The following is a 23,372-nucleotide window of genomic DNA, read 5'->3' as shown; positions in this document are numbered from 1 at the left end:
AAAGCATTGTAGGCCCGGTTTGTAGGCCGGATACGCGTAGCGCCATCCGGCAATCAATGCGCAACCGGGCAATACATTTGCTAAAAACATAAGAGCAACCTGCATGTCTAAATCCGTACAGAGCGACAGCGCGGTGCTGGTGCACTTCACGCTTAAGCTCGAAGATGGCTCTCTTGCCGAGTCAACCCGCAATAACGGCAAACCGGCGCTGTTTCGTCTGGGCGACGGTTCACTCTCCGAAGGACTGGAACAACATCTGCTTGGCCTGAAAGCCGGGGAGAAAAAAGTCTTTTCGCTCGAGCCTGATGCCGCATTCGGCATACCAAGCCCGGACCTGATTCAGTACTTTTCGCGCCGTGAATTTATGGACGCCGGGGAGCCTGAAATCGGCGCGATAATGCTCTTTACCGCAATGGATGGCAGCGAAATGCCGGGCGTGATCCGCGAAGTTAACGGCGATTCCATCACCGTTGATTTCAACCATCCGCTGGCGGGCAGAACCGTTCATTTTGATATTGATGTGCTGGAAGTCGATCCGGCACTGGAGGAGACAAATGCAGATCCTGTTGGCTAACCCGCGCGGCTTTTGCGCCGGGGTTGACCGCGCTATCAGCATTGTTGAAAACGCGCTGGAACTGTACGGCGCACCCATTTACGTGCGTCACGAAGTGGTGCACAACCGTTACGTTGTCGACAGCCTGCGCGAGCGCGGCGCTATCTTCATCGAACAGATTAGCGAAGTGCCGGACGGCGCGATCCTGATCTTCTCCGCCCACGGCGTCTCCCAGGCGGTGCGTAACGAAGCAAAAAGCCGTGATTTAACGGTCTTTGACGCCACCTGTCCGCTGGTGACCAAAGTGCATATGGAAGTGGCGCGCGCCAGCCGCCGCGGCGAAGAGGCGATCCTGATTGGTCACGCCGGGCACCCGGAAGTGGAAGGCACGATGGGCCAGTACAGCAACCCGAAAGGGGGCATGTATCTGGTGGAATCACCGGAGGATGTCGGCACGCTGAATATCAAAGACGCAGACAAATTATCGTTTATGACCCAGACGACGCTTTCCGTGGACGATACCTCGGATGTGATTGACGCTCTGCGCGCGCGTTTCCCGCAAATTGTCGGCCCGCGCAAAGATGACATCTGCTACGCCACGACCAACCGCCAGGAGGCGGTACGTGCCCTGGCAGAACAGGCAGAAGTGGTGCTGGTGGTCGGTTCGAAAAACTCCTCCAACTCCAATCGTCTGGCCGAACTGGCGCAGCGCATGGGCAAAGCGGCGTATCTGATTGATGACGCTTCCGATATCCAGGAAAGCTGGGTAAAAGAGATTAACTGCGTTGGCGTGACCGCCGGGGCATCCGCGCCGGATATCCTCGTGCAAAACGTTATTACCCGCCTGCAAGAGCTGGGCGGCGGCGACGCCATTCCGCTGGAAGGACGCGAGGAGAACATCGTCTTCGAAGTGCCAAAAGAGCTGCGGGTTGATGTTCGCGAAGTCGAATAACCTTTTTCACTAAGCTTTATGCGAAGATGCCAGACCGAGTCTGGCATTTTTTATGGGCATTTTTCGTGGAGGAGCTATGCGTCTGCCAATGATTCTCGACACCGATCCGGGCATTGATGATGCCGTGGCGATTGCCGCCGCGCTGTTTGCGCCGCAGTGCGATCTCAAACTTATCACCACCGTTGCCGGCAACGTTTCGCTGGAAAAAACCACCCGCAATGCGCTGCAACTGCTGAACTTCTGGAGCGCCGATATTCCGTTGGCACAAGGGGCTGCCACGCCACTGCTGCGCTCGCTGTATAGCGCCGCAGATGTCCACGGCGAATCCGGGCTGGATGGATATGACTTTATCGAACATTCGTGCCAGCCTTTGGCGATCCCGGCATTTCAGGCGATCCGCGATGTGCTGCTGGCTTCACCGGAGCCGATAACGCTGGTGACCATCGGCCCGCTGACCAATATTGCGCTGTTGCTCTCCCACTATCCCGAATGTCAGTTCAATATCCGCCGGCTGGTGATGATGGGCGGTTCCGCCGGACGCGGTAACTTCACGCCGAATGCCGAATTTAATATCGCTATCGATCCGGAGGCGGCGGCCCGCGTGTTTAACAGCGGTCTGGAGATTGTGATGTGCGGCCTGGATGTCACCAACCGCGCGACACTCACACCAGAGTTTCTGGCGATGCTCCCTACGCTCAACCGCACAGGCAAAATGCTGCATGCATTATTCAGCCACTATCGCAGCGGCAGCCTGTCTACGGGGCTGCGCATGCACGATCTTTGCGCCATCGCCTGGCTTGTACGCCCGGAATTATTTACGCTCAAATCCTGTTTTGTCGCTGTGGAAACGCAGGGGCAATTTACCGCCGGAACCACAGTAGTGGATATTGATGGCAAGCTGGGTCTGGCCGCGAACGCGCAGGTGGCTCTGGATATCGATGTCGAGGGTTTCCGCCACTGGGTAGAAGAAGTACTGGCGCTGGCACCCTGACGATCATGCCTTTTACTGATATTTCTGGCTGTATATCATTAATTTCTTATTATCGGCGTTTTCGGCTGGTGGCTCAGACACGGGCTGGTTAATCTGGAAACGATTTTTACGCATTTCATTAACAAAAGAGCACAACTATGCATGATGCACCAATCCGCGTAGCCATCGCGGGCGCTGGCGGACGTATGGGCCGTCAACTGATTCAGGCAGCGCTGGCAATGGAGGGCGTTGCGCTTGGCGCAGCGCTGGAGCGCGAAGGCTCCTCTTTATTGGGAAGCGATGCGGGCGAACTGGCCGGTGTGGCGAAAACCGGTGTCGCTGTGCAGAGCAGCCTCGATGCCGTAAAAGACGACTTCGATGTGTTTATCGATTTTACCCGCCCGGAAGGCACGCTAAATCATCTGGCTTTTTGCCGCCAGCACCACAAAGGCATGGTGATTGGCACCACCGGGTTTGACGATGCGGGTAAGCAGGCGATCAGCGATGCGGCACAGGATATCGCCATTGTCTTTGCGGCCAACTTCAGCGTCGGCGTTAACGTCATGCTGAAACTGCTGGAAAAAGCGGCAAAAGTCATGGGCGATTACACCGATATCGAAATCATCGAAGCGCACCATCGCTACAAGGTTGATGCGCCCTCGGGAACTGCGCTGGCGATGGGGGAAGCTATCGCCTCGTCATTGAATAAAGAGTTAAAAGAGTGCGCGGTTTATGCACGTGAAGGCCATACCGGCGAGCGTGTGCCCGGCACAATCGGCTTTGCGACGGTTCGTGCGGGGGATATTGTCGGCGAACATACAGCGATGTTCGCTGATATCGGCGAACGCGTTGAGATTACGCATAAAGCTTCAAGCCGTATGACCTTTGCCAATGGCGCGGTGCGTTCCGCTTTATGGCTGAAGCAAAAGAAAACAGGCCTTTTTGATATGCGCGATGTGCTTGATCTCAACAATTTGTAAAAGTTTTTACCCTTCGTGATGTGGTTGTTGCAGTCATAATCGATTGATTGCAAAGGGCAATATTTTATTGCCCTTTTATTTTCCCCTTTCCAGCCTGTTTTTGCGGCTAAGTACGACTAATCTTGCTTTATCCTGCCTTTTACTGTTTCAAAAATGTAAATTTTGACCATCTGGTCTACTTTTTAGCATTCATCAGGCTGGAGAAACAATTTTTAGGGCGGCGCAAGCGTTTTCCCGGTGGGTTAACGTTGCTTTTTTATCTGTTAAACCCAGTAAAACCAGGCAATGGCGTAAAAGACAAAGAAAAATACGGCGGATAAGTTGACTTTTAGCCGACATCTCTCCAGAATGCCGCCGTTTGCCAAAAATCCACGGCCAGCAAATTTGCATTGATTCATCATCTCAATATGAATTAATATGCAAATAAAGTGAGTGAATATTCTCTGGAGGGTGTTTTGATTAAGTCAGCGCTATTGGTTCTGGAAGACGGAACCCAGTTTTACGGTCGGGCCATAGGGGCAACAGGCACGGCGGTTGGGGAAGTCGTTTTCAATACTTCAATGACCGGTTATCAAGAAATCCTCACTGATCCTTCCTATTCCCGCCAAATCGTCACTCTTACTTATCCTCATATCGGCAATGTCGGCACCAACTCCGCTGACGAAGAATCTTCTCAAGTTCACGCGCAAGGCCTGGTCATTCGCGACCTGCCACTAATTGCCAGTAACTACCGCAGCACCGAAGACCTCTCTTCTTACCTCAAGCGCCATAACATCGTGGCGATTGCCGATATTGATACCCGCAAATTAACCCGCTTGCTGCGTGAAAAAGGCGCGCAAAATGGCTGCATCATCGCGGGTGAAAATGTTGACGCCGCCGTGGCGCTGGAAAAAGCGAAAGCCTTCCCCGGCCTGAACGGCATGGATCTGGCAAAAGAAGTGACCACGGCAGAAACCTATAGCTGGACGCAAGGCAGCTGGACGCTGGCCGGTGAGCTGCCGCAGGCGAAGCCAGAGAGCGAGCTGCCTTACCATGTCGTGGCGTATGACTACGGCGCGAAACGCAACATTCTGCGAATGCTTGTGGATCGCGGCTGCCGCCTGACGGTGGTTCCGGCGAAAACCCCGGCGCAAGAAGTCCTGAAACTCAACCCGGACGGCGTGTTCCTCTCTAACGGTCCTGGCGACCCGGCCCCGTGCGATTACGCCATCGAGGCGATTAAAGCGTTCCTTGAAACCGACATTCCGGTGTTCGGCATCTGCCTGGGGCACCAGTTACTGGCGCTGGCAAGCGGTGCGAAAACCGTGAAGATGAAGTTCGGTCACCACGGCGGCAACCATCCGGTAAAAGATATCGACAACAATACGGTGATGATTACCGCGCAGAACCACGGCTTTGCAGTGGACGAAGCCTCCATGCCTGCAAACCTGCGCGTCACCCATAAGTCGCTGTTTGACGGCACATTGCAGGGCATTCATCGCACTGACAAACCGGCGTTCAGCTTCCAGGGCCACCCGGAAGCGAGCCCTGGCCCGCACGATGCCGCACCGCTGTTTGACCACTTTATTGAATTGATTGAGCAGTATCGCAATACCGCCAAATAATCAGGAGAAAAAGAGCCATGCCAAAACGTACAGACCTAAAAAGCATCCTGATCCTTGGCGCTGGCCCGATTGTTATCGGCCAGGCATGTGAATTCGACTACTCCGGCGCGCAAGCCTGCAAAGCGCTACGTGAAGAGGGTTACCGCGTTATTCTGGTGAACTCTAACCCGGCGACCATCATGACCGACCCGGAAATGGCGGACGCAACCTATATCGAGCCGATCCACTGGGAAGTGGTGCGCAAAATTATCGAAAAAGAGCGCCCGGATGCGGTACTGCCAACCATGGGCGGCCAGACCGCACTGAACTGTGCGCTGGAGCTGGAGCGTCAGGGCGTACTGGAAGAGTTTGGCGTCACCATGATTGGTGCCACCGCTGATGCGATTGATAAAGCCGAAGATCGCCGCCGTTTCGATATCGCGATGAAGAAAATTGGTCTTGATACCGCACGTTCCGGCATTGCTCACACCATGGATGAAGCGCTGGCCGTGGCGGCTGACGTCGGCTATCCGTGCATTATCCGTCCTTCCTTTACCATGGGCGGCACCGGCGGCGGTATCGCCTATAACCGCGAAGAGTTTGAAGAGATTTGCGCCCGCGGTCTTGATCTCTCGCCGACCAATGAGCTGCTGATTGATGAGTCGCTGATTGGCTGGAAAGAGTATGAAATGGAAGTGGTGCGTGATAAGAACGACAACTGCATCATCGTCTGCTCGATTGAAAACTTCGACGCGATGGGCATTCACACCGGCGACTCCATCACCGTTGCACCCGCGCAGACCCTGACCGATAAAGAGTACCAAATCATGCGTAACGCCTCGATGGCGGTACTGCGTGAAATCGGCGTGGAAACTGGCGGCTCTAACGTGCAGTTTGCGGTGAACCCGAAAAATGGTCGTCTGATTGTTATCGAAATGAACCCGCGTGTTTCCCGCTCCTCGGCGCTGGCCTCCAAAGCGACCGGTTTCCCGATTGCCAAAGTGGCGGCGAAACTGGCGGTCGGTTACACGCTGGACGAACTGATGAACGACATCACCGGCGGGCGTACTCCGGCTTCCTTCGAACCGTCCATCGATTATGTTGTCACCAAAATTCCACGCTTTAACTTCGAAAAATTTGTCGGCTCCAATGATCGCCTGACCACGCAGATGAAATCTGTCGGCGAAGTGATGGCGATTGGCCGCACCCAGCAGGAATCCATGCAGAAAGCGCTGCGCGGGCTGGAAGTGGGCGCAACCGGCTTCGACCCGAAAGTGCATCTGGACGACCCGGAGGCGCTGACCAAAATCCGTCGCGAACTGAAAGACGCGGGCGCGGAGCGTATCTGGTACATCGCGGATGCTTTCCGTGCGGGCTTGTCTGTTGACGGCGTGTTCAACCTGACCAATATCGACCGCTGGTTCCTGGTGCAAATCGAAGAACTGGTGCGTCTGGAAGAGCAGGTGGCCGCTCAGGGTATCAACGGTCTGGATGCGGATTTCTTGCGCCAGTTGAAACGCAAAGGTTTTGCCGATGCGCGTCTGGCTACGCTTGTGGGCGTGCGCGAAGCGGAAATCCGCAAGCTGCGCGACCAGTACAACTTGCACCCGGTTTACAAACGCGTGGACACCTGTGCGGCAGAGTTCGCCACCGACACCGCGTATATGTACTCCACCTATGAAGAAGAGTGCGAAGCCAACCCGAACCCGGATCGCGAAAAAATCATGGTGCTCGGCGGCGGTCCAAACCGTATCGGTCAGGGCATTGAGTTTGACTACTGCTGCGTTCACGCCTCGCTGGCGCTGCGCGAAGATGGTTACGAGACCATTATGGTCAACTGTAACCCGGAGACCGTCTCGACAGATTACGACACCTCCGATCGTCTCTACTTCGAGCCGGTGACGTTTGAAGATGTGCTGGAAATCGTGCGCATCGAAAAACCGAAAGGCGTTATCGTGCAGTACGGTGGCCAGACGCCGCTGAAACTGGCGCGCGCGCTGGAAGCCGCGGGTGTGCCGGTTATCGGCACCAGCCCGGATGCCATTGACCGTGCGGAAGACCGTGAGCGCTTCCAGCAGGCGGTTGAGCGCCTGAAGCTGCTGCAACCGGCTAACGCCACGGTAACTGCACTGGAGCAGGCGGTCGAGAAAGCGAAAGAGATCACCTATCCGCTGGTGGTGCGTCCGTCTTATGTCCTGGGCGGCCGGGCGATGGAAATCGTCTACGACGAAGTGGATCTGCGCCGCTACTTTATGACGGCGGTGAGCGTTTCTAACGATGCGCCGGTGCTGCTGGATAAATTCCTCGACGACGCAGTCGAAGTGGACGTCGATGCGATTTGCGACGGTGACACCGTGTTGATTGGCGGCATCATGGAGCATATCGAACAGGCGGGCGTGCACTCCGGCGACTCGGCCTGTTCCCTGCCTGCTTACACCCTGAGTCAGGAAATTCAGGATGTGATGCGCCAGCAGGTGCAAAAACTGGCGTTTGAGCTGCAAGTTCGCGGCCTGATGAACGTGCAGTTTGCGGTGAAAGATAACGACGTCTATCTGATTGAGGTTAACCCACGCGCGGCGCGTACGGTGCCGTTTGTGTCCAAAGCGACGGGCGTGCAACTGGCGAAAGTGGCTGCGCGCGTGATGACCGGCAAAACGCTGGCTCAACAGGGTTACACCAAAGAGATCATTCCGCCGTATTACTCGGTGAAAGAAGTGGTGCTGCCGTTTAACAAGTTCCCGGGGGTCGACCCGCTGTTAGGGCCGGAAATGCGCTCAACCGGTGAAGTGATGGGGGTCGGTCGTACCTTCGCCGAAGCCTTTGCCAAAGCGCAACTGGGCAGCAACTCCACCATGAAAAAACGTGGTCGCGCGCTGCTGTCGGTGCGTGAAGGGGATAAAGAGCGCGTGGTGGATCTGGCGGCGAAACTGCTGAAGCAGGGCTTCGAGCTGGATGCCACTCACGGCACGGCGATTGTGCTGGGCGAAGCGGGCATCAACCCGCGCCTGGTGAACAAGGTGCATGAAGGGCGTCCGCACATTCAGGATCGTATTAAGAATGGCGAGTACACCTACATCATCAACACCACGGCTGGCCGCCAGGCGATTGAAGATTCCAAACTGATTCGCCGCAGCGCCCTGCAATACAAAGTGCATTACGACACCACGCTGAACGGCGGCTTTGCCACCGCGATGGCGCTGAATGCCGATGCCACCGAGAAAGTGATTTCCGTGCAGGAGATGCACGCGCAAATCAGTAAGTAACAGTATCCAGGCCTGATTCGTAGGCCTGATAAGCGAAGCGCCATCAGGCATGATTTCCTGATGGCGGCTACGCCTTATCCGGCCTACAAATTTCTCACACATCTTGCAAGGCCTTCAGAGTGTTCTGCATTTCCCCCACCTCTCAGAGCGTTAACCTACAATCATTCAACAGAGGTATAAAATTCACTGAAAAGCAGGGAGATAACCATGCGAACCAAACTTCTGATGACGTCTGTTCTGACTGCCGCTGCACTGTTTACCGTTGCAGGTTGTACATCTAACCAGGCTGTACGCACCGTTGATGGCCGCACCATTGTTACCGACGGCAAACCGCAGGTGGACGATGACACCGGTATGGTTTCCTATAAAAACGCCGAAACCGGTAAAACCGAGCAGATTAACCGTGACCAGGTTAAGAACATGAGCGAACTGGATAACTAATCCATGCGTGCGATGCGGTGGCGCCTGCCGCCGCACTTTCTTCAGAATTCCCCTACAGATTGCTGCTGTTAGCCAACCGATTAACTGTCTACACTCTCATGAAAATACAGTGAAAACAGGTTAATCGATGATCCTCATTATTTACGCCCATCCTTATCCGCAGCACTCGCATGCGAATAAGCGCATGCTTGAACTGGCCAGGACGCTGGAAGAGGTGGAAATCCGCTCTCTTTACGAACTCTATCCTGACTTCAATATTGACGTCGCTGCCGAGCAGGACGCGGTTTCCCGCGCCGATCTCATCATCTGGCAACACCCAATGCAGTGGTACAGCATCACGCCCTTGCTCAAACTCTGGATCGATAAAGTGTTAGCGCACGGCTGGGCTTACGGCCACGGCGGCACGGCGCTGCGTGGCAAAAGCGTGATGTGGGCAGTGACCACTGGCGGTGGCGATCAGCATTTTGATATTGGTTCGCACCCCGGTTTTGATGTGCTTGCCCAGCCGTTACAAGCCACCGCAATCTACTGTGGCCTGAACTGGTTGCCGCCAATTGCTGCCCATTGCACCTTTGTCTGCGATGACGAAACCTTGCAGGCGCAGGCGCGCCATTACAAACAACGTTTGCTGGAGTGGCAGGAGGCGCAGCGTGGATAGTCATTCATTAATTCAGGCGCTTATCTACCTTGGATCGGCAGCGCTGGTGGTGCCGATTGCGGTACGCCTCGGGCTGGGATCGGTGCTCGGCTATCTGATTGCTGGTGGCATTATTGGCCCGTGGGGATTGCGGCTGGTCACCGATGCGGAATCTATCCTTCATTTTGCGGAAATTGGCGTGGTGCTGATGCTGTTTATCATCGGCCTTGAGCTGGATCCGCAGCGGCTATGGAAATTACGCGCCTCGGTGTTTGGCGGCGGCGCGTTACAGATGATCAGTTGCGGTGTGCTGCTCGGCGGGTTTTGCGCGCTGCTCGGCCTGCCCTGGCCGGTGGCCTTGCTGATTGGTCTGACGCTGGCGCTCTCGTCGACGGCGATTGCCATGCAGGCGATGAATGAGCGCAACCTGACCGTCTCGCAAATGGGGCGCAGCGCCTTTTCCGTGCTGCTGTTTCAGGATATCGCCGCCATTCCGCTGGTGGCGATGATCCCGCTGCTGGCCGCCAGCGGCGGCGCGATGACGCTCAGCGCCTTTACCCTGTCGGCTCTGAAAGTGATTGCCTCCCTGACGCTGGTCGTTGTGATTGGCCGGTATGTTGCCCGTCCGGCGCTGCGGTTCGTGGCCCGCTCTGGCCTGCGGGAAGTGTTCTGCGCCGTGGCGCTGTTCCTCGTCTTCGGTTTTGGTTTGCTGCTCGAAGAAGCCGGGTTATCGATGGCGATGGGCGCGTTTCTCGCCGGGGTGTTGCTTGCCAGCTCCGAATACCGTCACGCGCTGGAAAGCGATATTGAACCGTTTAAAGGGTTACTGTTGGGGCTGTTTTTTATCGGCGTCGGCATGTCGATAGACTTCGGCACGCTGGTGACGCATCCGCTGCGCATTCTGTTGCTGCTGGTCGGTTTCCTGGTGATTAAAAGCGCGGTGCTGTGGCTGATCGCCCGGCCATTAAACGTCCCCGGTAAGCAGCGGTGGTGGTTTGCGGCGCTATTAGGGCAGGGAAGTGAATTCGCCTTTGTGGTGTTCGGCGCGGCGCAAACCGCGCAGGTGCTGGATGGCGAATGGGCGAAAGCGCTGACGCTGACGGTGGCGCTGTCGATGGCGGCCACGCCGGTGTTGCTGGTATTGCTGACCCGCCTTGAAGCGTCCGGCTCGCAGCAGGAACGCGAAGCCGATGAGATCGATGAAGAAGAAGCGCGGGTGATTGTCGCGGGCTTTGGGCGTTTCGGCCAGATCGCCGGGCGTTTGTTGCTCTCCAGCGGCGTGAGGATGGTGGTGCTCGACCACGATCCCGATCATATTGAAACCCTGCGCAAGTTCGGCATGAAAGTGTTTTACGGCGACGCCACCCGTGTCGATCTGCTGGAATCTGCCGGAGCCGGACGCGCGGAAGTGTTGATTAATGCCATTGATGATCCGCAGGCTAGCCTACAATTAACAGAGCTGGCGAAAGAACATTTCCCGCACCTGCGCATTATTGCCCGCGCCCGCGATGTCGATCACTACATTCGCCTGCGCCAGGCGGGCGTGGAGCAACCCGAGCGTGAAACCTTCGAAGCGGCGCTGAAAACCGGGCGTCTGGCGCTGGAAGGATTGGGGCTTGGCGCGTATGAAGCGCGCGAGCGTGCCGATCATTTCCGCCGTTTTAATACGACGATGATTGAAGAGATGGCGCAGGTCGAAAACGACGCTCAGGCGCGCGCCGCCGTGTTTAAACGTACCAGTGCGATGCTAACGGAGATCATTTCCGAAGATCGGGCGCATCTGTCGGTTACCCAGCGTCACGGCTGGCAGGGGACAGAAGAGGGGCGGCATACCGGTGACCCGGCAGACGAACCCGAGGCGAAACCGCAGGCGTGAGAGTGTGCTGTGTTCAGGCTAATTTACGGCTAACGGTTTGATTCCACGCGCGTGGAAAGCTGGCGGTGCAGGTGCAGGTTGCGCCGCCGCCAGCAGAATAGAAATTTTTCTCATTCTTTGCCCTACTCACCGTCGACGAAGGAATGTGCTTTCCGTATAGTGGCGACAATTTTTTTTGCATCCAGGAATGAATCAATGATCAGTCTGATTGCGGCGTTAGCAGTGGATCGCGTCATCGGTATGGAAAACGCCATGCCGTGGCATCTCCCTGCCGATCTCGCCTGGTTTAAGCGCTCCACCTTAAACAAACCTGTTGTGATGGGCCGCCTGACGTGGGAATCCATCGGTCGCCCGCTGCCGGGGCGTAAAAATATCGTCATCAGTAGCCAGCCGGGCAGTGACGATCGCGTGCAGTGGGTGAAATCCGTGGATGAAGCCATCGCGCAATGCGGCGACGCGGAAGAGATCATGGTGATCGGCGGCGGTCGCGTTTACGAGCAGTTCCTGCCGAAAGCGCAGCGTCTCTATCTGACGCATATTGATGCGGAAGTGGAAGGCGATACCCATTTCCCGGACTACGATCCGGATGAGTGGGAATCGGTATTTAGCGAATTCCACGACGCTGACGAGCAGAACTCGCACAGCTACTGCTTCGAAATTCTGAATCGCAGATAATCCCTTTCCCCGACGCCGCCGCGTCGGGGAATCTGTTCTAAGAGGCGATCGCCTCGTCATCACCCAAATCCATCTGGCGGTTCGACGGCTGCGTGAAGTATTTTTTATCTTCCCAGCGCAGGCAGGTCAGATCGCCGCCCCAGCAGCATCCGGTATCCAGCCCGTAAATCCCTTCCGGCGTCCCGGTGCCTTCCAGCGAAGCCCAGTGACCAAAGACGATGCTGTACTCCTGCGCCACCGGCCCCGGGATCGCGAACCAGGGTTTGAGCGGCGCGGGGGCGTTCTGCGGGATGTCTTTGCAGTACATATCAAGCTGCCCGTTCGGGAAGCAGTAGCGCATGCGCGTAAACGCGTTAGTGATAAAACGCAGGCGCGCAAGACCGCTTAATTCCGGCGACCAGTGATTTGGCAGATCGCCATACATCGCATCAAGAAATAAAGGATACGAATCGCTCGCCAGCACGGCTTCGGCATCGCGGGCGCAGCTTTTTGCGGTGTCGATATCCCACTGCGGCGTGATCCCGGCGTGAGCCATCACCAGCTTTTTCTCTTCGTCGATTTGCAACAGCGGCTGGCGGCGTAGCCAGTTGATCAGCTCATCGGCGTCGGGCGCTTCAAGCAGCAGGTTAAGGCGATCTTTAGGTTTATTACGGCTGATACCCGCAAACACGGCCAGCAGGTGTAAGTCATGGTTGCCCAGCACGATGCGCACGCTATCGCCAAGGGATTTGACGTAACGCAGTACATCCAGCGAGCCTGGCCCACGGGCAACGAGGTCGCCTGTCAGCCATAAAGTGTCTTGTTCCGGCGAAAATTCGACCTGTTTTAACAGCGCGATCAGTTCATCAAAGCAACCGTGAACATCGCCAATAAGGTATGTAGACATTGTATTAATGGATCACTATTGGAACGGCGAGTCGGAAGACCGGGATGGCGATGCGAAACGCGTTGCCTTGCGCGTCGACCATGTCGTAGTGGCCTTGCATGGTGCCCAGCGGCGTTTCAATCACCGCCCCGCTGGTATATTGATATTCGCCGCCGGGTTCGATATGAGGTTGTTCACCGACCACCCCTTCACCCTGAACTTCCGTTTCGCGGCCATTTCCATTGGTGATCAGCCAGTAGCGTTTGAGCAACTGGACGGAGGTTCGCCCCAGATTCCGGATAGTAATGGTATAAGCAAAAACATAGCGTTCATTGTCGGGAAGCGACTGGGACTCGATATAGATGCTTTGTACCTGCACAGAGACTCGGGGCGAATTGATCATGAGTTAACTCTCCTTTGGCGGCGCATTATCCGTCAGGTAATTCGCTAACTGACAATATTGCGCGACAGAGATATTTTCTGCACGCATCGTCGGATCGATACCCAACGATGTCAGTACCTCAACGGTAAAGACATTACCAAGACTGTTACGGATAGTCTTACGACGCTGGTTGAACGCTTCGGTCGTGATGCGGCTCAGCGTGCGAATCTCTTTCACCGGATACGGCATGGTCGCATGCGGCACCAGACGAACCACAGCGGAATCCACTTTCGGCGGCGGTGCGAAGGCGGTTGGCGGCACTTCCAGCACCGGGATAATCTGGCAATAGTACTGGGCCATCACGCTTAATCGACCATACGCCTTACTGTTTGGTCCTGCAACCAGGCGGTTTACCACCTCTTTTTGCAACATAAAGTGCATGTCGGCAATGGCATCAGTATAGCTAAACAGATGGAACATCAACGGCGTGGAGATGTTATAAGGCAAATTGCCGAACACGCGCAGCGGCTGACCGAGGGTCTGTGACAGCTCGCCAAAGTTCATGGTCATCGCATCTTGCTGATAAATGGTCAGCTTTGGCGCGAGGAACGGGTGTGTTTGCAGGCGAGCCGCCAGATCGCGGTCAAGCTCAATAACCGTCATCTTATCCAGACGTTCGCCAACCGGTTCGGTCAATGCGCCAAGCCCTGGGCCGATTTCGACCATGGCCTGACCCTTTTGCGGGTTGATAGCGGAAACAATGCTGTCGATCACGAACTGGTCGTGGAGAAAGTTTTGCCCGAAGCGTTTGCGGGCTAAGTGGCCCTGATGGACGCGAGTATTCATTGAGTATTAACAATCATTTTGATGGCGAGATTAAGCGCCGTAATAAAACTGCCGACATCCGCTGTGCCCTGGCCCGCAAGTTCAAGTGCGGTACCGTGGTCGACGGAAGTGCGAATAAAAGGTAAACCGAGGGTGATATTCACTCCGCGGCCAAAGCCCTGGTATTTTAGCACGGGCAGGCCTTGATCGTGGTACATCGCCAGTACGGCGTCGGCGTTATCGAGATATTTGGGCTGAAACAGCGTATCGGCAGGTAGCGGACCGCTTAAATGCATGCCTTTTTTGCGCATCTCTTCCAGCACCGGAATGATCGTATCGATCTCTTCCGTTCCCATATGACCGCCTTCGCCCGCATGCGGGTTCAAACCGCAAACGAGGATATGCGGCTGGCGAATACCAAATTTCTGCTGTAAATCGCTGTGCAGGATGCTAATCACCTCACGCAATAACGCCGGCGTGATGGCGTTCGCAACGGCTTTGAGCGGCAGGTGCGTGGTGGCGAGCGCCACGCGCAGTTCTTCCGTTGCCAGCATCATTACCACTTTGGCGGCGTGCGAGCGCTCCTCGAAAAACTCCGTATGCCCGGTAAACGGCGTGCCCGCATCGTTAATTACGCCCTTGTGCACCGGCCCGGTGATAAGCGCGGCAAATTCGCCATTCAGGCAGCCATCGCAGGCGCGGGCAAGGGTGTTAACGACGTACGCGCCGTTCTGTGGGTTTAATCGACCCGGCGTAACCGGCGCATTAAGTGAAATGGGCAATACGGTGAGCGTTCCGGCCTGCTGCGCGGTAGCTTCGCTGAGGGGATCATATTCCCGCAGTTGAAGTGGCAGACCGAGCAGGGCTGCCCGGTCGGTTAACAGCGTCGCATCGGCGCAAACTACCAGTTCTACCGGCCAGCCGCGCTGGGCGAGCTGCACCACCAGATCCGGGCCAATCCCGGCGGGTTCGCCGGGCGTGATGACGACACGATGCGTTTTCATTAGTTGCTCAGAATTTTGACGTAAGCACTGGCGCGTTGTTCCTGCATCCAGGTTGCCGCCTCTTCAGAGAACTTGCGGTTCATCAACATACGGTAGGCGCGGTCTTTCTGTGCGGCATCGGTTTTATCGACGTTACGGCTATCGAGCATTTCAATCAGGTGCCAGCCGAAGGAGGAGTGAACCGGGCCGCTCATCTCGCCGCGTTTCAGCTTCATCAGCGCATCGCGGAATGCCGGATCGTAAATATCCGCCGCCGCCCAGCCCAGATCGCCGCCCTGGTTTGCAGAACCTGGATCCTGAGAGAACTCTTTCGCGGCGTTTGCAAACGTGGTTTTACCACTCTTAATGTCGGCAGCAATTTGTTCCAGCTTGGTGCGCGCCTGGTCATCATTCATGATCGGCGACGGTTTCAGCAAAATGTGGCGAGCGTGCACTTCCGTGACGGAGATGCTCTGCGACTGACCGCGCAGATCGTTCACTTTCAGAATGTGGAAACCGACACCGGAGCGGATCGGGCCAAGCACATCGCCTTTTTTCGCGGTGCTCAGCGCCTGAGCAAAGACGCTCGGCAGTTCCTGGATACGGCCCCAGCCCATCTGGCCGCCTTTCAGCGCCTGCTGATCGGCAGAGTAGGTGATAGCCAGTTTGCCAAAATCAGCGCCGTTACGGGCTTGCTCGATAATGGAACGCGCCTGGGCTTCTGCTTCGTTGACCTGATCGGACGTTGGGTTTTCCGGCAGCGCGATCAGGATGTGGCTCAGGTTCAGCTCGGTGCTGGCATCGTTCTGATTGCCCACCTGCTGCGCCAGCGATTCCACTTCCTGCGGCAGCACGGTGACGCGGCGGCGCACTTCGTTATTGCGCACTTCGGAGATGATCATCTCTTTGCGGATCTGGTTACGGTAGGTGTTGAAGTTCATCCCGTCGTAGGCCAGGCGGCTGCGCATCTGATCCATCGTCATATTGTTCTGTTTCGCAATATCCGCGATGGCGGCATCGAGCTGTTCGTCAGTCACTTTGACGCCCATTTTCGTGCCCATCTGCAAAATGATCTGATCCATGATCAGGCGCTCCAGGATCTGATGGCGCAGGGTTGCGTCATCAGGTAACTGCTGGCCTGCCTGGCCTGCGTTAGCCTTCACGGATTGCATCAAACCATCAACATCACTTTCAAGCACGACACCGTTGTTAACCACGGCGGCGACTTTATCGACAACCTGAGGCGCGGCGAAACTGGTATTCGCAACCATAGCGATACCGAGAAGCAGCGTTTTCCAGTTCTTCATACCTTTTCCATTTCAATTAACCGCAATGCGGATTACGTTGCAAATCAAACAGATCACAGAGAGCTACGGTACGGCAGAATGTTCGAACGCAACATTTCTTGCGTTCCTAAACCGTAGTTGGAACTCAGGCCACGAAGCTCAATGTTGAAACCGATAACTTTTTCATACTTGCTTTGTGAATCTTCCCAGCCGTTAAGTTTGCGTTCATAGCCGAAGCGAATCGCATAACAGCAGGAGTTGTATTGCAGACCGACCATCTGGTCGGCAGGTTTATTGGTGTTGGTATCGAGATAGTACGCGCCCACAAGCGACCAGCGATCGTTAATCGGCCAGCTTGCCGCAGTGCCCACCTGCGAAATGCCTTTCTTATACTGCTCGGCAGTCGCAAAGTTCGGCAGCGTCGCCTGGATGTATTCCGGGCTGGCGTAGCGATAGCTCAATTGCACCATACGGTCTTGATCGCGGCGGTATTCCAGCGCCGAACTGCTGTTAGCAATATTGTTCAGACGCGTATCGTACTGTACCCCGCCGCGCAGGCCCCAACGATCGGAGATGCGCCAGTACGTATCGCCCGCCCACACCAGCGAGCCCGTTTTGTTGTCTTTCTCCCAGTTAATGTTGTCATCACCGGTACGGGACTCGGTGAAATAGTAGATTTGACCAACAGAAACGTTAAAACGTTCAACCGACGCGTCATCATAAATGCGGGTTGTGACGCCGGTCGTGACCTGGTTTGCAGATGCGATGCGGTCAAGACCGCCATAAGTCCGATCGCGGAACAGACCGCTGTAGTCAGACTGCAACAGCGACGAGTCATAGTTATTGATATGGCTCTGATCGCGATACGGCACGTAAAGGTACTGCGCGCGCGGTTCCAGCGTCTGGGTATAGCCTTCCGCCCAGTTCATATCGCGCTCGAAAACCAGCCTGCCGTCGGTTTTAAACTGCGGCATCACACGGTTAACGGAGGAGCGGTAGTCCGTGTTGTTTCGCTCGTTATAGGTATCGAGATTGGTTTGCTGGTAATGGGTCGCCAGCATTTTCACTTCGGTATTCAGGCTGCTCCACTCATTGGATACCGGCAAGCTTAAGGTCGGCTCCAGATGCAGACGGGTGGATTCCGGGTTGTTCGAGTTGGTGTTCACAAAATTCACCGCCTGACCATAAACGCGGAAGTCAAACGGCCCCAAGTCATTGTGATACCAGTTAACATCCACCTGCGGCTGCGCAGAATAGGAGTTGCTGCTCTGGCGGTTAAACACCTGGAACTGTTTCGTCGACACCGTGGCGTTAAAGTTTTCGACGGCATAGCCAGCGCTCAAAATCTGCGTGGCGTAACCGTCGGTACTTGAACCGTATTTCGATGAGAAGTTGTTGAAATAGCGCGGGTCGCTGACTTTGGTGTAGTTGGCGTTAAAGCGCCATACTTTGTCCATCACCCCGGAGTGCTGCCAGAAGAAGAGCCAGCGATGGCGATCGCCCTCTGTCGGGTATTCATCGGCATAGACTTTATCTGACGGCAAATAGTCAAACTCAATCAAGCCCTGGCCGGCGTGGGTCAGATAACGGAACTCGTTCTGCCACTGGATATTGCCGCGCTTATGAATGTAGTGCGGCGTGATGGTCGCATCCATATTCGGTGCGATGTTCCAGTAGTACGGCAGATAGAATTCAAAATAGTTACTGGTGCTGTATTTGGCATTCGGGATCAGGAAGCCGGAACGACGTTTGTCACCAATCGGCAACTGCAAATAGGGGCTGTAGAACACCGGCACCGGGCCGAGTTTAAAACGGGCATTCCAGATTTCAGCGACTTGTTCTTCGCGATCCTGAATCACTTCGCTCCCCACCACGCTCCAGGTGTTTGAGCCGGGGAGACAGGAGGTAAATGACCCGTTGTCCAGAATGGTATAGCGGTTCTGCCCACGCTGTTTCATCAGATCGGCTTGACCGCGCCCCTGACGGTCGACCATCTGATAATCACCTTCCCAAATATTGGTGTCTTTGGTGTTCAGATTCGACCAACCTTTCGGACCTTTCAGGATGACCTGGTTATCGTCATAGTGCACATTACCGAGTGCATCCACCGTGCGAACGGGGGCTGTCTGACCTTCCGGTTGCTGCTGATGAAGCTGAACCTCATCGGCCTGTAGGCGGCTATTACCCTGATTAATATCCACATTGCCGGTAAAAACGGCGTCGTCGGGATAATTGCCCTTGGCGTGATCGGCGTTAATTGTCACCGGTAAATCATTGGTATCGCCTTTAATCAGCGGGCGGTTGTAGCTGGGTACGCCAAGCATACATTGCGAGGCAAGATCGGCTGCCATTCCCTGCTGACTGTAAAGGGCGTAGCCAATCATGGTGGCCAGGAGGGTGGGGATACGTTTTTTCATACGTTGTATTTGTTGTTCCGTCATCTGTGGCATTACGCTGGCAAACGGTCTGAGACTAACTTACTCGCCTTTGCAACGCTAGTTTTAATCCTGCCCGCGTTCGAGCCAGAAGGAGAAGCCTGCGCCTGTGCATGGCATAGAATGACGGGTATGATAAAGCAAATTTTAGCCGACGGCATGACGATTTGGGGAGTATATGCAGTATTGGGGGAAAGTGGTTGGGGTGGTCATCGCCCTTTTCATGGGCGGTGGCTTCTGGGGTGCCGTGCTTGGGCTAATCATTGGGCATATTTTCGATAAATCACGCAGCCGTAAAATGGCGTGGTTCGCGAACCAGCGCGAACGTCAGACGCTCTTTTTCGCCACCACCTTTGAGGTGATGGGCCATCTGACCAAATCGAAAGGCCGCGTGACCGAAGCCGACATTCAGGTCGCAAGCTTGTTTATGGATCGCATGAACCTGCACGGCGAGTCGCGCACTGCGGCACAGCACGCGTTTCGCGTCGGCAAAACGGATAACTACCCGTTGCGCGACAAGATGCGTCAGTTCCGTAGCGTCTGTTTCGGGCGCTTTGATTTGATTAGGATGTTTCTGGAAATTCAAATCCAGGCCGCCTTCGCCGATGGTTCCTTGCACCCGAGCGAGCGGGACGTGTTGTACGTCATTGCCGAAGAGCTGGGGATTTCGCGCAACCAGTTTGATCAGTTTCTGCGCATGATGCAGGGCGGGGCGCAATTTGGCGGCGGTTATCACTCGTCACAGCAGCAGTCGGGCAATAATGGTGGCTGGCAGCAGGCGCAACGCGGCCCGACGCTGGAAGATGCCTGTAACGTGCTGGGCGTGAAACCAACGGACGACACCACCACCATCAAACGCGCTTATCGTAAGTTGATGGGCGAGCATCACCCGGACAAACTGGTGGCAAAAGGGTTACCGCCGGAAATGATGGAGATGGCGAAGCAAAAAGCGCAGGAAATTCAAAAAGCGTACGAGCTGATCCGCGAGCAGAAGGGGTTTCGCTAATAAAACGTCCCCGGCTGCAAGGCCGGGGAGCATGGTCAAAAATCCACCGGGGCTTTAAACGTCATGCTGTTACCGAACACCGGATGGGTAATGGTCAATGTTTCGGCGTGAAGCTGCAAACGCGGTGCCATCGCCAGCGCGTCTGGCGGAGCGTAAAAGCGATCCCCCAGAATCGGATGACCCAGCGCCAGCATATGCACCCGCAACTGATGTGAACGGCCAGTGATCGGCTTCAGCCGCACGCGAGCGGTGCCATCTTCTTCAAACGCCAGCACGTGATATTCAGTTTGCGCCGCCTTGCCGGTTTCATAACACACCTTCTGCTTCGGGCGATTCGGCCAGTCGCAAATCAGCGGTAAATCCACCAGCCCTTCTTCGTTTTCCGGGTGACCCCAGACACGCGCCAGATACTGCTTTTTCGGCTCGCGCTCGCGAAACTGCCGCTTTAATTCGCGCTCGGCCTGCTTGGTGAGTGCCACCACAATCACACCGCTGGTCGCCATATCCAGGCGATGCACGGATTCAGCCTGCGGAAAATCGCGCTGAATACGCGTCATCACGCTGTCTTTGTGCTCTTCAAGGCGTCCCGGCACTGACAACAAACCGCTGGGTTTATTGACCACCATAATGTGTTCATCCTGATACAGAATGACCAGCCAGGGTTCCTGCGGCGGATTGTAGGGCTCCATCATCACGTTTGCGTGCTCCGGTTATTGGTGCGTCACGACAATCAGACGCAGCGCGTCCAGTCGCCAGCCTGCCTGATCCAGGCTTTCCAACACGTGCAGGCGGTTGCTTTCAATGGCGGCCAGTTCGTCATCGCGAATGTTCGGGTTGACCGCTTTCAGCGCTTCCAGACGCGCCAGTTCCGCCGACAGCTTCTCATCGGCTTCGCTACGCGCCGCGTCAATCAGCTCCCGTGCGGCGGCTTCCACCTGCGCTTCGCCTTTTTGCAGAATGGTATGCACTTCTTGCTGCACCGCGTTCACCAGTTTACTGCCGGTGTGGCGGTTGACCGCGCTCAACTGGCGGTTGAAGGTTTCGAACTCGACCTGGCCGGCCAGGTTATTACCGTTTTTATCCACCAGCAGGCGGACAGGCGTTGGCGGCAGGAAGCGGCTAAGCTGCAACTGTTTCGGCGCCTGCGCTTCAACCACGTAAACAAGTTCGAGCAGCAGCGTGCCGACCGGTAACGCTTTGTTTTTCAGCAGTGAAATGGTGCTGCTGCCGGTATCGCCAGAGAGAATAAGATCCAGACCGTTACGAATGATCGGATGCTCCCAGGTGACAAACTGCGCGTCTTCACGCGACAGCGCCACATCACGCTCAAAGGTGATGGTGCAGCCATCTTCCGGCAGACCGGGGAAATCCGGCACCAGCATATGATCCGACGGCGTCAGCACAATCATGTTTTCACCGCGATCGTCCTGGTTAATGCCGATAATATCGAACAGGTTCATGGCAAAGGTGATAAGCCCGGTGTCGTCGTCCTGCTCGGCAATGCTGTCTGCCAGCGCCTGCGCTTTTTCACCGCCGTTGGAGTGAAGCTCCAGCAGGCGATCGCGCCCCTGTTCCAGTTGAGCTTTCAGCGCATCATGCTGCTCGCGGCAGGCTTTGATCAGCGCGTCAAAACCGTCGCTGTTTTCCGGCGCGGCCAGGTAGGTAATCAGCTCGCCGTGCACGCTGTCATAAATCGCGCGCCCGGTCGGGCAGGTGTGCTCGAAGGCGTCCAGCCCTTCGTGATACCAGCGCACCAGCACGGACTGCGCGGTTTTTTCCAGATAAGGCACATGGATCTGAATATCATGGGCCTGGCCAATACGATCCAGACGGCCGATGCGCTGCTCCAGCAGATCCGGGTTGAACGGCAGATCGAACATCACCAGCTGGCTGGCAAACTGGAAGTTACGCCCTTCCGAGCCGATTTCCGAGCACAGCAGCACCTGGGCGCCGCTGTCTTCTTCACCAAACCAGGCCGCCGCGCGGTCGCGTTCGATAATCGACATGCCTTCATGGAACACCGCGGCGCGAATGCCTTCTCGCTCGCGCAGGACTTGCTCCAGTTGCAGCGCGGTGGCGGCTTTGGCGCAGATCACCAGCACTTTCTGCGAACGATGGCTGGTGAGATAGCCCATTAGCCACTCGACGCGCGGATCGAAGTTCCACCAGGTGCCGCTATCGCCTTCAAATTCCTGATAAATCTGCTCCGGGTAGAGCATATCGCGGGCGCGCTCTTCCTCGCTTTTCCGTGCGCCCATAATGCCGGAGACTTTAATGGCCGTTTGATATTGCGTCGGCAGCGGCAGTTTGACCGTGTGCAGTTCGCGTTTCGGGAAACCTTTCACGCCGTTACGGGTGTTGCGAAACAGCACACGGCTGGTGCCGTGGCGGTCCATCAGCATGGTGACCAGCTCCTGGCGTGCGGCAGTTGCCCCTTCGCGATCGCTGTTGGCGGTTTGCAGCAGCGGTTCGATATCCTGCTCGCCGACCAGATCGCTCAGCATATTGAGGTCGTCATTGCTCAGGCGCTCGCCCGCCAGCAGCAGCGCAACGGCATCTGCCACCGGGCGATAGTTTTTCTGCTCTTCAACAAACTGGGCGAAATCGTGAAAGCGGTTCGGATCGAGCAGGCGCAGACGCGCAAAGTGGCTCTCCATACCCAGCTGTTCCGGCGTGGCGGTCAGCAGCAGAATGCCCGGTACGCGCCCGGCCAGTTGCTCAATGGCCAGATATTCGCGGCTTGCCTCTTTTTCGCTCCACACCAGATGGTGCGCTTCGTCGACCACCAGCAGATCCCATTCGGCATCGCACAGATGCTCCAGGCGCTGTTTGCTGCGGCGCACGAAATCCAGGGAGCAAATCACCAGTTGCTCGGTTTCGAACGGGTTGTCGGCATCGTGCTGGGCTTCGGCATAACGTTCATCGTCAAACAGGGCGAAACGCAGGTTAAAGCGGCGCAGCATCTCCACCAGCCACTGGTGTTGCAGGGTTTCCGGCACCACGATCAGCACACGCTCAGCCGCGCCAGAGAGCAGTTGTTGATGCAGGATCATCCCGGCTTCGATGGTTTTACCTAAGCCCACTTCATCGGCCAGCAGGACGCGCGGCGCATGGCGACGGCCAACATCATGGGCGATATGCAATTGATGGGGGATCAGGTTGGTACGCTGGCCGCGCAGGCCGCTCCACGGCATGCGGTACTGTTCGCTCTGGTATTTACGTGCGCGAAAGCGCAGCGCGAAGCGGTCCATTCGGTCAATTTGCCCGGCGAACAGGCGATCCTGCGGCTTACTGAACACCAGTTTGCTGTCGAGCAGCACTTCACGCAGGACGACGTTGTTTTCCCCGGTATCCAGACGAGTACCGGTGTAGGCGAGCAGACCGTTTTCTTCTTTTACCTCTTCGATGGTTAACTGCCAGCCTTCGTGACTGGTTATCGTATCACCGGGGTTGAACATGACGCGCGTCACCGGAGAGTCGCTGCGGGCATACAAGCGATTTTCACCCGTGGCGGGGAAAAGCAGAGTGACCGTGCGCGCATCCATTGCGACAACGGTTCCAAGTCCGAGCTCGCTTTCCGTATCGCTAATCCAGCGTTGACCAAGTGTAAAGGGCATAAATGAACTCTATATCTCTAATTACAGGCAATAGTTTGTCACC

19 protein-coding genes are annotated in these 23,372 nt (G+C 55.9%); 11 read left to right on the top strand and 8 right to left on the bottom strand.

Annotated elements, in window-relative coordinates; all coding sequences use genetic code 11:
• Positions 1–103: 103 nt before the first annotated feature.
• From fkpB to folA, 10 genes are all read left to right on the top strand, one after another.
• A complete protein-coding gene (gene fkpB / locus Q5705_13020) occupies positions 104–574 on the top strand; it encodes an FKBP-type peptidyl-prolyl cis-trans isomerase (GenBank protein WLI75521.1) in 471 nt (156 codons plus the stop codon).
• Positions 555–1,505, top strand: coding sequence for a 4-hydroxy-3-methylbut-2-enyl diphosphate reductase (gene ispH, locus Q5705_13015; GenBank protein ID WLI75520.1), 951 nt, complete (start codon positions 555–557; stop codon positions 1,503–1,505). Before fkpB ends, ispH begins: the two co-directional genes overlap by 20 nt.
• Positions 1,506–1,581: 76 nt before the next feature.
• Positions 1,582–2,496 carry a ribonucleoside hydrolase RihC gene (gene rihC / locus Q5705_13010; protein ID WLI75519.1) on the top strand — a complete coding sequence of 305 codons (915 nt, stop codon included), beginning with the start codon at positions 1,582–1,584 and terminating at the stop codon, positions 2,494–2,496.
• Positions 2,497–2,633: 137 nt separating this feature from the next.
• Positions 2,634–3,455: a 4-hydroxy-tetrahydrodipicolinate reductase gene (gene dapB, locus Q5705_13005; GenBank protein WLI75518.1), complete on the top strand. Its 822-nt coding sequence runs from the start codon at positions 2,634–2,636 to the stop codon at positions 3,453–3,455.
• Between the two features lie 455 nt (positions 3,456–3,910).
• The gene (gene carA, locus Q5705_13000; GenBank protein ID WLI75517.1) at positions 3,911–5,059 is read left to right on the top strand and encodes a glutamine-hydrolyzing carbamoyl-phosphate synthase small subunit; all 1,149 of its coding nucleotides are present in this window, start codon (positions 3,911–3,913) and stop codon (positions 5,057–5,059) included.
• A gap of 17 nt (positions 5,060–5,076) precedes the next feature.
• On the top strand, positions 5,077–8,301 hold the full coding sequence (carB, locus tag Q5705_12995) for a carbamoyl-phosphate synthase large subunit (protein WLI75516.1): 3,225 nt from the start codon (positions 5,077–5,079) through the stop codon (positions 8,299–8,301).
• Positions 8,302–8,508: 207 nt separating this feature from the next.
• Entirely contained in the window at positions 8,509–8,742 is a 234-nt protein-coding gene (locus tag Q5705_12990; GenBank protein ID WLI75515.1) for a YgdI/YgdR family lipoprotein, read from the top strand.
• 127 nt (positions 8,743–8,869) lie between these two features.
• On the top strand, positions 8,870–9,400 hold the full coding sequence (kefF, locus tag Q5705_12985; GenBank protein WLI75514.1) for a glutathione-regulated potassium-efflux system oxidoreductase KefF: 531 nt from the start codon (positions 8,870–8,872) through the stop codon (positions 9,398–9,400).
• A complete protein-coding gene (gene kefC, locus Q5705_12980) occupies positions 9,393–11,255 on the top strand; it encodes a glutathione-regulated potassium-efflux system protein KefC (GenBank protein WLI75513.1) in 1,863 nt (620 codons plus the stop codon). The genes kefF and kefC overlap by 8 nt, the downstream gene beginning before the upstream one ends.
• A gap of 195 nt (positions 11,256–11,450) precedes the next feature.
• On the top strand, positions 11,451–11,930 hold the full coding sequence (folA, locus tag Q5705_12975; GenBank protein WLI75512.1) for a type 3 dihydrofolate reductase: 480 nt from the start codon (positions 11,451–11,453) through the stop codon (positions 11,928–11,930).
• 37 nt (positions 11,931–11,967) lie between these two features.
• Here the strand turns inward: folA and apaH are convergent, their stop codons facing one another.
• The 6 genes from apaH to lptD are packed head-to-tail and all read right to left on the bottom strand — an operon-like array spanning position 11,968 to position 18,688.
• On the bottom strand, positions 11,968–12,816 hold the full coding sequence (apaH, locus tag Q5705_12970; protein WLI75511.1) for a bis(5'-nucleosyl)-tetraphosphatase (symmetrical) ApaH: 849 nt from the start codon (positions 12,814–12,816) through the stop codon (positions 11,968–11,970).
• A 4-nt stretch (positions 12,817–12,820) separates the two neighbouring features.
• Positions 12,821–13,198, bottom strand: a complete 378-nt coding sequence (apaG, locus tag Q5705_12965) for a Co2+/Mg2+ efflux protein ApaG (GenBank protein ID WLI75510.1) — start codon at positions 13,196–13,198, stop codon at positions 12,821–12,823.
• 3 nt (positions 13,199–13,201) lie between these two features.
• Positions 13,202–14,023: a 16S rRNA (adenine(1518)-N(6)/adenine(1519)-N(6))-dimethyltransferase RsmA gene (gene rsmA / locus Q5705_12960; GenBank protein WLI75509.1), complete on the bottom strand. Its 822-nt coding sequence runs from the start codon at positions 14,021–14,023 to the stop codon at positions 13,202–13,204.
• Positions 14,020–15,006 (bottom strand): 4-hydroxythreonine-4-phosphate dehydrogenase PdxA, encoded by a 987-nt coding sequence (gene pdxA / locus Q5705_12955; protein WLI75508.1) that lies wholly within the window; start codon positions 15,004–15,006, stop codon positions 14,020–14,022. Before pdxA ends, rsmA begins: the two co-directional genes overlap by 4 nt.
• Positions 15,006–16,292 carry a peptidylprolyl isomerase SurA gene (gene surA / locus Q5705_12950; GenBank protein ID WLI75507.1) on the bottom strand — a complete coding sequence of 429 codons (1,287 nt, stop codon included), beginning with the start codon at positions 16,290–16,292 and terminating at the stop codon, positions 15,006–15,008. The genes pdxA and surA overlap by 1 nt, the downstream gene beginning before the upstream one ends.
• Positions 16,293–16,345: 53 nt before the next feature.
• Positions 16,346–18,688 carry an LPS assembly protein LptD gene (gene lptD / locus Q5705_12945; GenBank protein ID WLI75506.1) on the bottom strand — a complete coding sequence of 781 codons (2,343 nt, stop codon included), beginning with the start codon at positions 18,686–18,688 and terminating at the stop codon, positions 16,346–16,348.
• A gap of 196 nt (positions 18,689–18,884) precedes the next feature.
• On the opposite strand from lptD, the gene djlA reads away from it, so the two are divergent.
• Complete coding sequence (djlA, locus tag Q5705_12940; protein WLI75505.1) at positions 18,885–19,712, top strand: co-chaperone DjlA; 828 nt, start codon at positions 18,885–18,887, stop codon at positions 19,710–19,712.
• Between the two features lie 35 nt (positions 19,713–19,747).
• On the opposite strand, the gene rluA is transcribed toward djlA, so the two are convergent.
• Together rluA and rapA are read right to left on the bottom strand one after the other, a co-directional pair.
• Positions 19,748–20,407 carry a bifunctional tRNA pseudouridine(32) synthase/23S rRNA pseudouridine(746) synthase RluA gene (rluA, locus tag Q5705_12935; GenBank protein ID WLI75504.1) on the bottom strand — a complete coding sequence of 220 codons (660 nt, stop codon included), beginning with the start codon at positions 20,405–20,407 and terminating at the stop codon, positions 19,748–19,750.
• Between the two features lie 15 nt (positions 20,408–20,422).
• A complete protein-coding gene (rapA, locus tag Q5705_12930; protein WLI75503.1) occupies positions 20,423–23,329 on the bottom strand; it encodes an RNA polymerase-associated protein RapA in 2,907 nt (968 codons plus the stop codon).
• Between the last annotated feature and the right edge of the window lie 43 nt (positions 23,330–23,372).

This window comes from Kosakonia sp. H02, assembly GCA_030704225.1.
Lineage (GTDB): Bacteria > Pseudomonadota > Gammaproteobacteria > Enterobacterales > Enterobacteriaceae > Kosakonia.
Note: the sequence above shows the minus strand (reverse complement) of the source record. Positions and strands in the feature narration are given on the sequence as shown.

Coding starts and splice junctions, on each gene's coding strand:
- fkpB (WLI75521.1), top strand. CDS start 104: ATGTCTAAATCCGTACAGAGCGACAGCGCGGTGCTGGTGCACTTCACG.
- ispH (WLI75520.1), top strand. CDS start 555: ATGCAGATCCTGTTGGCTAACCCGCGCGGCTTTTGCGCCGGGGTTGAC.
- rihC (WLI75519.1), top strand. CDS start 1,582: ATGCGTCTGCCAATGATTCTCGACACCGATCCGGGCATTGATGATGCC.
- dapB (WLI75518.1), top strand. CDS start 2,634: ATGCATGATGCACCAATCCGCGTAGCCATCGCGGGCGCTGGCGGACGT.
- carB (WLI75516.1), top strand. CDS start 5,077: ATGCCAAAACGTACAGACCTAAAAAGCATCCTGATCCTTGGCGCTGGC.
- Q5705_12990 (WLI75515.1), top strand. CDS start 8,509: ATGCGAACCAAACTTCTGATGACGTCTGTTCTGACTGCCGCTGCACTG.
- kefF (WLI75514.1), top strand. CDS start 8,870: ATGATCCTCATTATTTACGCCCATCCTTATCCGCAGCACTCGCATGCG.
- folA (WLI75512.1), top strand. CDS start 11,451: ATGATCAGTCTGATTGCGGCGTTAGCAGTGGATCGCGTCATCGGTATG.
- apaH (WLI75511.1), bottom strand. CDS start 12,816: ATGTCTACATACCTTATTGGCGATGTTCACGGTTGCTTTGATGAACTG.
- apaG (WLI75510.1), bottom strand. CDS start 13,198: ATGATCAATTCGCCCCGAGTCTCTGTGCAGGTACAAAGCATCTATATC.
- rsmA (WLI75509.1), bottom strand. CDS start 14,023: ATGAATACTCGCGTCCATCAGGGCCACTTAGCCCGCAAACGCTTCGGG.
- pdxA (WLI75508.1), bottom strand. CDS start 15,006: ATGAAAACGCATCGTGTCGTCATCACGCCCGGCGAACCCGCCGGGATT.
- surA (WLI75507.1), bottom strand. CDS start 16,292: ATGAAGAACTGGAAAACGCTGCTTCTCGGTATCGCTATGGTTGCGAAT.
- lptD (WLI75506.1), bottom strand. CDS start 18,688: ATGAAAAAACGTATCCCCACCCTCCTGGCCACCATGATTGGCTACGCC.
- djlA (WLI75505.1), top strand. CDS start 18,885: ATGCAGTATTGGGGGAAAGTGGTTGGGGTGGTCATCGCCCTTTTCATG.
- rapA (WLI75503.1), bottom strand. CDS start 23,329: ATGCCCTTTACACTTGGTCAACGCTGGATTAGCGATACGGAAAGCGAG.